This window comes from Pelagicoccus mobilis (assembly GCF_016595505.1).
Lineage (GTDB): Bacteria > Verrucomicrobiota > Verrucomicrobiia > Opitutales > Opitutaceae > Pelagicoccus > Pelagicoccus mobilis.
This window is the reverse complement of the sequence record NZ_JAENIL010000006.1, coordinates 113,091-126,198: the sequence shown is the minus strand read 5'-3', so window position 1 is coordinate 126,198 and position 13,108 is coordinate 113,091. Positions and strand designations below refer to the sequence as shown.

The following is a 13,108-nucleotide window of genomic DNA, read 5'->3' as shown; positions in this document are numbered from 1 at the left end:
GCGTGAAATTCGTACGATTCAATTGAGGAGTCTCACTTCATTCACTGGACACGTTAAACGAGAGAATAAAGTGGACCCGTTTTACTAGGGAAACGCTATTAATGGCAGCAATGGTAGTGGTGCTTGGCCCATTCTTTGGCTATGAGTGAACTCCCGTTTAATGGCCTGAATGTCGACCTCGGAAATCTTTGGCGATTGTCCTCCGCAAGGAGTCGCTCGATTTCTCCTGAGAATCCGGATGGGAGCAAAAGCGGAGGAGGCCGCGCTTTTCCTGATCTGGAAGCGACGGGCGATGACGCCAGCCCTGCAAGAGAGTTGGGGCAAGGGTGGAAGGCACGTCCGTACGTGAAAATCGAAGCGGGTGAAGTTTTGGAAATCGCGTCCATTGAAGGTCCCGGGGCGATACAGCATATCTGGATGACTCCTACCGGAACGAATCGGTGCACGATATTGAGAGTGTATTGGGATGGCCAGGACACGCCGTCGATAGAATGCCCGATCGGCGACTTCTTCGCAAGCGCCTATACGGTGAATTGGGGCGACGAGTCGAGGGATCCCGTCTTTGCTCAAGTGACTTCTTCAGCGGTGTGCGTAAATCCGGGGAACGCGTTCAATTGCTACTGGGAGATGCCTTTTCGCGAGTCATGTCGGGTGACTATTGAGAACTTAGATGGCGAGTCGATGAACTTGTTTTATCAAATCGACTACGTCTTGACCGAGGTTCCTGAGGATGCGGCCTACTTCCATGCCCAGTTTCGACGCACGAATCCTGTTCCGAAAGGTGACGTTTACACGATACTGGATGGCGTTGTCGGACGAGGTCACTACGTCGGGACTTATCAGGCATGGCAGGTAAACAGCAATCGATGGTGGGGCGAGGGGGAGATTAAATTCTACCTCGATGGCGATGCGGATCCGGAAGTGTCGGAAGGCAAGGTCGTGGGTGGCTCAACGGGTTTTCCAACAATATGCGGAACAGGGGCTGAGGACTATTATTGCGGCTCCTACAATTTCGAGAATCGAGCTCGAAAACGGTATCAGGAATTTTGTACACCGTATGCGGGAATGCCGTATGTGGAGCGTCCGGACGGTTTGTACCAGGCGAATACGCGTTTCAGCCTGTACCGTTGGCACGTGAAGGATCCGATACGCTTTGAGGAGGACATAAAGGTTACGATTCAGGCTTTAGGCTGGACTAGAGATCGCCGCTTCAAGCATTTGCAGGATGACATTTCGTCGGTTGCGTTTTGGTACCAGTGTCTGCCGACTGTAGCCTTTCCCCCACTGCCTGGTCGAGACGATCTAGAAGTCGATTAGATGATCAGAGACCTCATGTTAGTGAGTGAAAGAAGAGCCATTAGACTTGTACACCGCGTGGGCGGTTGGCGCTGAGGGCGACCGCAGCAGATTATCTTAGACCATCACTCCTGTGGCTTCCTCGATGAGGAAGCGGAACCCCTTTTAGAATTTGATTTTGTATGAACGAAAAGACTACGAACGGTGAATCTGAATTTCCTGGACCAATGGATATCTTGTGGCACGGCGCTGCTTATTATCCGGAACTGTGGCCAATGCAGTCGCCGCGCGAGGAGCTTGAGCGTGTAAGGGATGCAGGTTTGTCTGTGGTTCGAATCGGAGAATTCGCATGGTCGAAGATGGAACCGTTAGAAGGTGAATTCGACTTTTCGTTGTTCGAGGAGGTCATGGACATTGCCCTCGAGCTCGGGCTGGCCGTAGTGTTGGGAACTCCGACTGCGACGCCGCCCATTTGGTTAACGCATGGCCATGCTGATCGTACGCTGCATGATCAGGAAGGGCGAGTGATGTCGCATGGAGGCCGCCAACATGCTGCGATCGAACATCCCTACGTGCGGGAACGGTGTCGAATCATTGTGACTGAAATGGCGAAGGCCTTGGGTGCGCATCCTGCCCTGATCGCTTGGCAGATCGACAACGAGTTCAAGTGCGACGTTTCCGAGGACTACGGCCCCAGCGTTCGCCCAGTATGGGAAGAGTGGTTGAAGGAACGCTACGAGACGATTGAGAATCTGAATACGGCGTGGGGAACGGGCGTTTGGAGTCAGGAGTATCAGGACTTTGAGCAAGTGCCGTTTCCGGTTAAGTGTCCTGGACTTCACAACGCCTCTTTGCTTACTGCTTGGAAACGTTTTCATAGGGAGCGGATTGCGGGATACGGGGCAGAGCAGGCTGAGATTGTGCGTCAGTTTTCCAAAGCTCCGATCACTCACAACGCCGGAATGTTGTTCCAGTCGAATCCGGAACTCGTAATGGAGTCGATGGATTTCGTATCATTCGACCACTATGTTGACTCGGATAATTGGTACCGGATGGTAACGAACTATGACTATTGGAGAAACCTGAAGCCAGATAGAAGCTTCTGGCTTATGGAGACGAGTTCTGCGCATAACGGAAGCCTTTTAGGCTTTCACAAACCTCATCCGAAAGGCTTTGTGAAGGCGGAGGCGGTTGCAGCTTATGCGCTCGGGGCGAAAGCGTTTTGCTATTGGGTTTGGAGACAGCAGAGAGCGGGAGCCGAGCTTACGCACGGATGCCTGATGCAGTCTTGGGATTCTCCGACCGTGGGGATGCAGGCTTGCCGGGAAGTGGAGGCAGCGAGACAGATCCTGGAGCCAGCTTTGAGTGGTAAGCGTGTCAAACGGGCGGAAGTGGCGTTGATGTGGTCCGATACGGGGCGGGTAATGTTGGATACAGAACCTCACAATGGTCTCGATTACTGCGAACTGCTTACGCAATGGTCCCGGGTCTTGCGTTCGACGGGTATGCATGTCGATGTCGTTCCAGAAGGAGACTCGCTGGAGGGCCGAAGAGTATTGATCACTCCGTTTATGCCAGCTGTCTCCGAAGAGATGCTCGGTCGGATCGAGGCTTTTGTTCGTGCTGGCGGGACTTGGATCGCTGGTCCGTTGACTGGGGGAAGGACAATTGAGCACACGGTGCCCGTTGACCGTGGATTGGGGTGTGTCGAGGCGATTGCTGGCATACGAGTCAAACACTCGTATCCACTTTTCAACAGTGGTGCCGAGGGAGTCGCGTTCGATGCCCGAGTCGAACTGACTGGTTGGTCCTATCTGTTGGAATCCGAAGGAGCGAAAATGGTGGGCACTATTGAAGGAGGGCCGACGCCGGGATTAGGTTTCCTGAGTGAAAATGCTCTGGGTGAGGGGAAGGTTGTCGTGTTGGGATCGGAGCCCTGTGGCGAAAGGCATGATGAATTCCTGAAAGCGCTTTTTTCTCATTACGCACAAGGGGCTGCAGTTGAACAATGGTTTACTGTTTCCGAAGGTTCCTTTGTCTCTCCTTGGGAGTCCTTGGACAGCGAGAGTTCGGAGACTTTGATCGCTTGTAATTTCGATGGCGAAGGAGGGAGCTTGAGGCTTCCGGGTCGGTGCATAGATACTGAGACCGGCGTCGAGATCGATTCAGAGGAGCTCGTCAGCATCCCTGCCTATGGCTTTAGAATCCTGGCGGTGGAGCCGAAAGCGTACTTTCGAAGGGACGAGGAAGGAACGGCGGTATTGGTGGACAGAGTCTAGTTGCCGCTGGACAGTGGCTCCAATCAGTCGGGTGGCCTGGTTGACTAGTCCAATGAGGCTTGCGGTGCATAGCTGATCGTTTTTCTATCGAGTGTTTGTACTGCCTCGGAAGGGGCGTACGTCCTTTGATTGTAACCCTTACCCCCGACTAGATTATGACGACGCTGCGCGACATCGCTCGAGAGAGTGGATATTCGAAAACCTCGGTGTGGCTGGCTCTTAAGGAAAGCCCCAAGATTCCAGAGGATACGCGGATTCGGATTAGGCAGATCGCTGACGCTCTAGGATATGTGCCGAATGCGGCCTACAAGCATATGCTCAAGCAGGTAAGAGCGGGGAAGGAGATCAGCTATCGGTCTACGGTCGCCTTGATTCACTGTTTCGACATTCCGGATCCCGAAGAGCGAAATCCCTTTCATCGAGAACTCGTGAATGGCGCCCACTCTCAGGCGAAAGCGTTGGGCTATGAAGTGGAGACGTTTTGGGCCAAGCAGCCGAAAATGCGCGGCAAGCGCTTGAGCCAGATCATAGAATCGAGAGGAATTAAAGGCGTCGTGGTGATGCCCATGGAGACGCATCAGACGATCGACTTGGATTGGGAGAAGTTTGCGGCAGTGACAATCGGACACACACTGACCAAACCGCGTCTGAATTTGGTGGAAACCAACAATCAGCAAGCGATGGCGCTTTGCCTGAAAAAATTGCATGAGAAGGGGTACCGTAAGATTGGAGTCGTGATGCGGCCGGACCATGAGGACTATCGGCGTTACAGTCTTTCTGTACCCTATTTGTGGTTACAGTCGCAGTTGCCCAAGGACGAGCGCTCTGAGGTGTTCATGATAGATCCGAGCGACCCATCGAGTTTTATCGATTGGTACGAATCGAATAAGTTCGAAGCGATCGTGACTACACATACCTATGTGGTCGATTGGCTCAAACAATGCGGGTACCGGGTGCCGGAGGATGTCGGGATTGTTTTCCCGACTCCAGTCTACGAATACACTGACTTCGCTCGGGTGAATCAGACTCCCTACAAGATTGGAATGGCCATCATCGATATGCTAGACGCCCAACTGGGCAGAGCCGAGTTTGGGTGTCCGGTGAATCCGAAAGTCGCTTACACGGATGTCGATTGGGTCGAGGGACCGTCGTTGACGGAAATCGAACCGAAGGGAGATGCCCCGATCATGCATAGCTTGTTCCTGCATCGGGACGGCTGAACGTATTCGAAAGCTCAGCGCTGCTCATCCTGCTTTCGTTGTGAGAACATCCAGTCGTAGAACTCAGCGGAGGCGAATACGAGGTGGGAGGCGTCGTGTCCGGCATTCGGATAGCTCTTAAGTTTGGCCTTTTGGCCACCGGCGGCGCGGATAGCTTTGACCATGCGTTCGGATCGCTCGGCAGGAACGACTTTATCCAGAGCCCCGGCGAATGCGTAGACGGGTACTTTGACTAGGTTGGATGCCCATTGGTCGAGATCGGGCGTTACCTCTTTGGGGCCGCCTACGATGGGGGCGATCGCCGCGAACTGTTCGGGATTGTGGCCACCCCACATCCACGCTCCGTACCCGCCCATGCTATTTCCGCTGAGGTAGATTCGTTCCGAATCTATGGGAAAGCGTGCCTTTAGGTCTTGGAGGAGGAGGTTTAGATCATCCACTTGCCAGCCACCGTCTTTGCTTTCCCGAGGACTTCTCAGACACTGCGGGGCGACGATGATGCAAGGGCCTTTTTCGAATCGTTGGATGCCTTTCCAGACGCCCATTGGCTGTCCTTTGATCTTGTGGATATCGCTTCCGGTGCCGCCTCCGCCGTGCAGGAATAGGATCAGGGGCAGTTTGGCCGCGGTCGTTTCTGAGGGGAGGTAGGCCCAGTATTTTGAATTGAGGCTGGTGGTCTGCTCGTGCGGCTCCGGGGCGAGGGTTTGGAGGGCTGGGGGGGCGCTGTTTGCGAGGGTGGCGAAGGCTAGGACGGCTAGGATTAGGGGCTTCATTGCTGGGGTTATTTGACGGTTTTTCCGGTGACGAGTTCTGGCTTGATCGCGATCGAGGGGATGTCGCCCGAGTTGTTTGAGTTAACGAGCCGCAGCGCCATTTCGAAGGCGGCTTTCGAATCTGATGGCCGTGATGGAGGATTTCCCTGTTCTGGAAAGGCGTTTGGGTCACTTTACTTCGAGCGGCTTTGGGTTTCGTTCGTTTTTGTGTGGTGACTAAAACAATGCGTTGCCGATCAGCATCTTGCTCTATCTTATCCGCTATTTGGATACGCTTTATGGAACTTTTGGGCTAAGTTATCTTATGGATCATTACTCTCTCGAGGGATATGGGTTGTCTTGATGGGAAGGTTGGTTTTCCTTCTGGAAATATGAAGTCCAATCGGTCAGTTTGTTTGCGTGATATCGCTGAAGTAGCAGGCGTGACTCGGATGACTGTTTCGAAGGCACTTCGTGGGGTTCCCGGAGTTTCTGAAGAGAATCGTCGACGGATCAAAAAAATCGCGCAGGAGTTGGGTTACAAACCAAACCCGAATGTTGCTAAGGCGTTGGCGGCTGTCGCGGAGACTGGGCATTCGTCGGTTGGAGAACGCCTTGCCTTTCTGACTACTCATAAGACAGCAGAAGGGTGGAGGGATTTCCCTCATATTACTGGATGTTTCGAAGGGGCAAAGGAACGGGCAAAGGAAATTGGTTATGAACTTGAGTCCTTTTGGGCTTTGGAGCCTGGGATCAAACTCGCTGACGTTCTTTATGCCAGGGGAATTGACGGTATCGTTCTAGCTCCTACAGGGGCTGAGCTTATGTCCGAGGGAAGGCGTACGATCGACTTTGATTGGAGTCGCGCGAGTGTGGTGGAAATTAACGAGCAACTTGATGATCCGCATTTCCGAGTCGTTCGTCATGATCACTATTCCTCGATGCTGGAGTCGCTCTACCAGTTAGAGTCGTTGGGCTATCGAAGAATTGGCTTTGCTATGTCTCGAACGACTGAAGCGCGCAACCGGCATCGCTGGAGTTCCGCTTATTTGCTTTGGTCGAGAATGCGCAATGCTGAGGGGGAGATTCCTCTGTATTTGTATGACGATGACGATGTCTCTGCGTTTGGGCAATGGGCTAGGGCGAATCGACTAGACTCGATAATTGGACTTCCTCGCGAGTTTTTGATGATGAAGAAGGCGGGATTAGAGTGCCCAAAAGAGCTTGGGTTTGCTTCGCTGGACCACCAAGCGGTGCCTGGTGAAGACATCGTCTGCTCTGGGGTTGATCAGAATAGTCATTCAATTGGAGCTTCCGCGGTAGATCTTTTGGTAGGGCTTATTCATACTGGTGAGAAGGGCCCGCCACCCAACCCTGTGAAGCTTGTTTGTGCCGGACGATGGGTGTCTGGCGAGAGCACGATGAAGGTCGGTGAGCCGCTAGAGGATCGAAGCCTCTACGAGGCCGCCCTTACTTTTTAGCGTAAGGTGCTGTTGTTGGCGACCTTGCTTCGTTGGTAGGGTTACGTAACTTTTTGACGAGTTTGAAAACGGTTGTCTCGTGGGTGAGGCTACTGAAGTTTCAAGCCCGTACGCAATTGTTGTTCAATTGCTGAACCCCAGTACACTTTGAATGAAAGATTCTGAAAAACATCAGCATGACACCCCATTAGAGGACCGCGTCCCATTTTGGCGAAAAATGGGGTATGGCACCGGAATGATGTCCTATGTCTTGATGGTTCGTGGAGTTAACCAGTTTGCGAATCCAGTTTTTAATGACAGCTTGGGAGTAGATCCGCGCCTTGTTAGTTGGGTTATGGGCGGTTCCCGGCTTTGGGATGCGATGACTGACCCCATAATGGGGAGTTTGACGGATAATACGCGAAGCAAGTGGGGACGGCGCCGACCTTGGATTGCTCTCGGTGCGATGTTAAGTGGTATAACCTTTTCGTCGATTTGGCTGTTCCCGTCCGGGTTGTCTGAGATGGGATATTTCACCTGGTTTCTGGTGACGTCGTTAATTTTCTTCCTGGCGTTCACTGTCTACTCGGTCCCTTACATCGCGTTGGGAATGGAGTTGAGTCCTGACTATAACGAGAGGACGGCGGTGATGTCGTACCGTACTGTTATCAGTCAGGTCGGGGCGTTCGGGGTGTCTGGGATCTACTGGTTCATTAGTTTGGACCGCTTCGATAGCATGGCGGAAGGGATGAGGTATGCCGGGATCATGGCGGGTATCCTCATCTGCGCGGCGGGAATGGTGACTGCATTTTTCGCTCGCGAGCACGAGTCGGCCTTAAGTCGTCTGAAGGGAGAGAAGATCAAGAAAGTATCTTTCTTCAGGAGTTTTAAAGAGACGGTTCGAGAGGGTCCGTTTCAGATTTTGATTGGCATCACTGTGCTGATGTTGATCGGACTGATGCTGGTTGGGCATTTGGGCTACTATGTGACCGTTTACCACATCTTTGCTGGGGAGAAGTCCGAGATGGTTGGCGTACTGATGGCTGTGGGAGGCATCGTCTCGCAGGTTTGCTGTATGATCGCGGTCCCGATACTCGCGAAAATATCGAGAAGTATTGGAAAAACGGGTACGCTCGGAATCGCAATGATCCTGTCGATCGTAGGATCGGCTCTGAAATGGGTGTGCTTTACGCCTGAGAACCCTTGGTTGAGTATTATCCCTGGGATTGTGATGTCGGGAGGTCTCGCGGCAACCTGGACATTGATTAACGCGATGATACCGGATATCGTCGATCTTGACGAGCTTCATACCGGGGAGCGTCGTGAAGGGATGTACAGTGCCGTGCATGGTTGGGTCTTCAAGCTGGGCGTGTCATTAGCTCTTGTTGTTTCGGGCTATGTTCTAACCTGGTCGGGATTTGATGCAGCCCTCGGAGCCGGACAGGATCAGCAAGCCGTTTTCTACATGCGTCTGTATTTCTGTATCATTCCTGTTATCGCGATCTCGATCGCATTTCTGTTGTTGCTTGTGTATCCGCTGAAGGAATCTCGCGTTCGGGAAATTCAGGCAGAGCTGGAGAAACGCAAGGAGGCTGCTGAATCATGAAGGGACGTGGACTGAGCTTTGGGTTACTCGGCTTGTTTGTGAGCTGTGTAGTTGGATTTTTGAACGGAGAGACTGAAATGAAGAAATACAATATAGTGCTGATGGTCTCGGATGACCACGGTCGTGAGACTCTCGGGTGTTATGGCAATCCTGTCGCGAAGACGCCAAACCTCGATAGATTGGCTAGTGAGGGGACGATGTTCCAAAATGCGTTTTGTACATCGCCATCCTGTGCTGCGAGTCGTTCGGTGATCCTTACCGGAACGCATAATCATACCAATGGGACCTATGGTCATACTCATCACTATCACCATTTTTCCGCGTTTAACTGGGTGAAGACTTTGCCTGCCCTGCTGGCTGAAGCGGGTTACCGAACTGGGCGCGTAGGCAAGAAGCATTTCGCTCCAGAGTCTATCTATCCTTTCGATTTTGGAGGTGAAGAACGTGAGTTTGATCGTGATGATGTGGCTGCTTCTGAGTCATGCCGCGAGTTTATCGAAGCGGATGATCCGTTCTTTCTCTATTGGTGTTCCTTTAATCCGCATCGCGACGGACGCACTATCGACTCTCACCCTTGTAAGCCGAACAGTTTTGGCAATCCAGTAGAGCCGTTCGAAGGGGACGTTGAAGAGACGTTTACTGATGAAGAAGTGATTGTTCCACCGTTCCTGACTGACAATCCTGAGGCGCGTGCGGAGTTGGCTCAATACTACCAATCTATTGCCCGCTTGGATCGCGGGGTTGGTCGTCTAATGCAGGTTCTTAAGGATGCTGGCAAATACGATGACACCTTGATCATTTACCTGTCGGACAATGGAGCCGCGTTTCCGGCTTCAAAGACTACTCTGTACGATCCAGGAATGCGTTTGCCGTTTATTGTTCGTAGTCCTGAGCAGGCGCGACGTGGCGTCTCCACTGACGCGTTGGCAAGTTGGGTTGATATAACGCCGACCGTCTTAGATGCAGCTGGCGTGGTTCCCGAAGGTGTAAGCTTCCAAGGTCGTTCGATTCTTCCAGTCCTTGATCAGGAGTCTCCAGAAGATTGGAGGGAAGAGATCTACGGGTCGCACAGTTTTCACGAGCTCACGAACTACTACCCGATGCGCATCATTCGTTCCAAGAAGTACAAGTTTATCTGGAATATCGCTCACCCGCTAGATTTCTCATTTGCTGAGGATTTGTGGAACTCGGCGACCTGGGAGGTCGTGAAACGGGACAAGCCAGAGTACTTCGGAGTTCGAAAAGTGGATGCCTATATCAAGCGGCCGAAGTTCGAGCTGTACGATTTGGAGAACGACCCTGATGAGATCGATAATCTGGCAGGGAAAACTGAATACGCCGAAATGGTTGAAGCCTATTGTGAGAAATTGAAGGCTTTTCAGAAGGAGACTAAGGACCCTTGGCTCCATAAGTGGGAATATGAATAAGATGAATTTTCGTAAGTTGTTAGGTGGGCTTTGCTTCCTCGTTGTTGGGGCTACGGTCTTCGCTGGGGAGCGGCCCAATATTTTGGTCATCATGACCGATGACCTGCGTATCGGTATGTTATCGAGTGAGGGGCATCCATTTATGGAGACTCCCAGCTTGGATCGTCTCGCGGAGGAAGGTGTCCGTTTTAATAATTGCTATGCGCTGAGCCCTGTTTGTGGTCCGTCTAGGGCTTCGATTTTTACAGGGCAGTATTCGACTCATCACATGCGTCGTGATAATTTTTACTATCCCGAAACGTTTGAATATTACCTACCTCAGAGCTTCAAGGACTCTGGTTATAGAACTGCTCTCATTGGTAAATACTACGAAGGTACTGAATTTCAGGATACAGCGAGAAAAGCGTGGGATCGATGGTTCATAAACAAGGGGCCCTCTCGCGATAAGCTAACTCCGGACATTTCGCACTATGATTGGTGGAACACGTTTTTGTATCGGGATCAGGAGTATTCAATTGATGGCAAAACCAAGCAAGTAATGGGACATCAGACCGATATCCTATTCGATGAGGCTGCTCGCTTTGCGTCTGAGGATGAGAATGATCCGTTCTGTATCTTTCTAAGCCCGTTTGCCCCTCACGCTCCGTTCATTATGAGCGAACGAAATGAGGGGAAATACAGGGGGAAGGGGCTTCCTGATCGAGATAACCAGGAGCTGGATAAAGGATTTTTCAAGGATGCGAAGAAAGCAGCGGAAATGCCTGAAGCGTATGAGAAATACTGTGAGATGATCGCGGATTTGGACGACGCTATGGGGCGTTTACTCGAGACGTTAGAGGAGGTCGGCGAACTGGATAACACGTTGATCATATTCACAAGCGACAACGGCCTTCTCTACGGTGAGCATGGGTTTGCGTGGAAGCGCCACGCATGGGAGGAGTCTGCGAAGGTTCCATTCTATGTACGTTATCCGAAGCTCGCGAAAAAGGGTACGGAGAGCGATGCCCTTGTTTGTCTAGCGGATATCTTTTTCACTTGTTCGGAAGTCGCTGATGTCGAGTTTCCTGAGATCAAGGGGCAGCAGGGGCGTTCGATCGTTCCTCTACTCACTGGGGAGAAGGAGCAGGTGCGCGACGAAATGTTGTTTATTCAATACGAAATGCCTGATCGGGCTGCTCCGTGGTTTCCAGAACTCATGCTGCATGCGTCCTTGGTTCGTGCTGATGGCTGGAAGTTGACGCTCTACAATGAAGCTCCCGAGCAACGCCCTGAGTTGGCGTCTGCGCAAATGTTCAATCTGAGTCGCGACGGATTCGAAATGAACAACAAGGCGAACGACCCTGAGAGTTCTAAAATATTCAATACACTACGCCGAGACCTTAAATCGAGTCTCGAGCAAATCGATGCTGATGCGTCCTGGATAGAATAGTCGGTCATGTATAGTAAGATTCTTTTATTGTTGTTCATTTTTTGTGTTGGTCGTGCTGGGGCGGAACCGGTTGCGATGGTCGCTAATTTGCAAGGTTGGATTGATGCTCGAATTGCTGAAGGTCAAACCCAGCTGAAGGTGCCAACTGGAGTGTATCGATTGGCCCCGCAGGAAATCGCTCACTTGGAATTCTATGGGTTGAGAGGAATCGAGATCGATTTTCAAGACTCTGAAATTGTGTGCACTGATCGTACTCGTGCTATTCATTTGGAGGATTGTAAGGACATACGCATTACAAATCTAACCATTGACTACAATCCGCAACTGTATGCTCAGGGGCGACTCACGGAGTATACTTCCGAGTATTTCGAGATCGATGTATTCGATGGCTACCCTATCGACGATCTTTCAACGAGTAGTGTTGAGGTATATGACCCAGAAACGCACGAGCTGAAACCTGGCTTTCGAACCTTTCATGATTTGGAGAGTATCGAACGTCTTGAAGATCGATCCATACGTATCCATCGGAAAAGACATATGGAAGGAGTTGATGACTTCGTGGAAGTTGGTGATATCCTATTGGTCAAAACCAAGCGGGAACGAATCGATGGGAAAACCTTCGCCGCACATGGAGTATACGCTTACGAGTGTCAGAACCTATATTTCGAGGAGGTTACGATCTACGCGTCTAACTGTTTTAGTTTCTTGGGGGAGGCTTCTAGTAACTTGCACTATTTCAGATGTCGGGTCGACCGTCGATCTGATGATCCTAATGTCGGATACACTCGTATGCGTTCGAGCAATTGGGATGCGTTCCACAGTATTAACGCAGAGGTCGGACCTACTATCGAGGAGTGTCATGCCGCTTACATGGGTGATGACGCCGTAAACATTCGGGGAGACTATCACATCGTGGCTGAAGCGGATGGTAAAGAGCTTACCGTAGTCGGAAAGCGGGATGTTAATATTCAAGCTGGGGACCCAGTAGAGGTGCTTACGAGATCGGGGAAGCTGATTGCGAAGGCGATGGCTCGTGAAGTACGACCGTTCTCTGGTTACCCAAAAGAGAAGATAGACGAGGCAAAGGGGGCGTTTACTCTCATCAATCCACAAATCTGCCAAGATGTATGGATTGTGACGCTTGATCGTCCTATCGAGATTGAGGACGTTTCCGTTATCTGCGCCGTGAATCGGATCGGAAGCGGGTTCAAGGTTATCAATAACTTCTTTGGCCACAATCGTTCTCGAGGAGTGCTGACAAAAGGGAGTAACGGAATCATTTCTGGAAATGTAATCGAAGACACTGGATTGGAGTCGCTTAAGCTTTCTCCAAACATAGGAAACTGGTTGGAAGCTGCTTATTACGAGAACCTAGTCGTTGAGAACAACATTGTTCGTAACGGGAAGTTCGCTGCACATTTCGGCAAAAGGACTCCTGCTCAAATACTGGTTGACGGTTGTCGGAGCGGTTTGGTGTTCCGAGACAACACTATCGAGTACAGTCGCCCCACAGCTATGATCGTGAGTGGTCTAGACGGGGGAACTGTTACTAATAATACGTTCAAACGTATTGGTGACACAGAGACAAAAGAGGATCCGATCGACTTTGAGAATTGTTCGAACATCGAGCGATAGTCGG

The 13,108-nt window shown here is 51.3% G+C and carries 9 protein-coding genes; 8 read left to right on the top strand and 1 reads right to left on the bottom strand.

What is annotated here, in order from left to right; all coding sequences use genetic code 11:
- Window positions 1–141 precede the first annotated feature (141 nt).
- The 3 genes from JIN87_RS04470 to JIN87_RS04460 all read left to right on the top strand — a co-directional run bounded on the left by JIN87_RS04470 (window position 142) and on the right by JIN87_RS04460 (window position 4,795).
- A complete protein-coding gene (locus JIN87_RS04470) occupies window positions 142–1,317 on the top strand; it encodes a glycoside hydrolase family 172 protein (RefSeq protein WP_200354326.1) in 1,176 nt (391 codons plus the stop codon).
- Window positions 1,318–1,478: 161 nt separating this feature from the next.
- Window positions 1,479–3,575 (top strand): beta-galactosidase, encoded by a 2,097-nt coding sequence (locus JIN87_RS04465; protein WP_200354325.1) that lies wholly within the window; start codon window positions 1,479–1,481, stop codon window positions 3,573–3,575.
- A 155-nt stretch (window positions 3,576–3,730) separates the two neighbouring features.
- Window positions 3,731–4,795 (top strand): LacI family DNA-binding transcriptional regulator, encoded by a 1,065-nt coding sequence (locus JIN87_RS04460; protein ID WP_200354324.1) that lies wholly within the window; start codon window positions 3,731–3,733, stop codon window positions 4,793–4,795.
- A 14-nt stretch (window positions 4,796–4,809) separates the two neighbouring features.
- On the opposite strand, the gene JIN87_RS04455 is transcribed toward JIN87_RS04460, so the two are convergent.
- A complete protein-coding gene (locus JIN87_RS04455) occupies window positions 4,810–5,568 on the bottom strand; it encodes a carboxylesterase family protein (RefSeq protein ID WP_200354323.1) in 759 nt (252 codons plus the stop codon).
- Window positions 5,569–5,939: 371 nt separating this feature from the next.
- On the opposite strand from JIN87_RS04455, the gene JIN87_RS04450 reads away from it, so the two are divergent.
- The 5 genes from JIN87_RS04450 (at window position 5,940) to JIN87_RS04430 (ending at window position 13,104) form a co-directional block, all read left to right on the top strand.
- Window positions 5,940–7,028 (top strand): LacI family DNA-binding transcriptional regulator, encoded by a 1,089-nt coding sequence (locus JIN87_RS04450; RefSeq protein ID WP_200354322.1) that lies wholly within the window; start codon window positions 5,940–5,942, stop codon window positions 7,026–7,028.
- Between the two features lie 151 nt (window positions 7,029–7,179).
- Window positions 7,180–8,613 carry an MFS transporter gene (locus JIN87_RS04445; protein WP_200354321.1) on the top strand — a complete coding sequence of 478 codons (1,434 nt, stop codon included), beginning with the start codon at window positions 7,180–7,182 and terminating at the stop codon, window positions 8,611–8,613.
- Between the two features lie 77 nt (window positions 8,614–8,690).
- Complete coding sequence (locus JIN87_RS04440; protein ID WP_200354320.1) at window positions 8,691–10,040, top strand: sulfatase family protein; 1,350 nt, start codon at window positions 8,691–8,693, stop codon at window positions 10,038–10,040.
- Window positions 10,033–11,469: a sulfatase-like hydrolase/transferase gene (locus JIN87_RS04435; RefSeq protein ID WP_200354319.1), complete on the top strand. Its 1,437-nt coding sequence runs from the start codon at window positions 10,033–10,035 to the stop codon at window positions 11,467–11,469. Before JIN87_RS04440 ends, JIN87_RS04435 begins: the two co-directional genes overlap by 8 nt.
- 6 nt (window positions 11,470–11,475) lie before the next feature.
- On the top strand, window positions 11,476–13,104 hold the full coding sequence (locus tag JIN87_RS04430; protein ID WP_200354318.1) for a right-handed parallel beta-helix repeat-containing protein: 1,629 nt from the start codon (window positions 11,476–11,478) through the stop codon (window positions 13,102–13,104).
- Window positions 13,105–13,108: the final 4 nt, after the last annotated feature.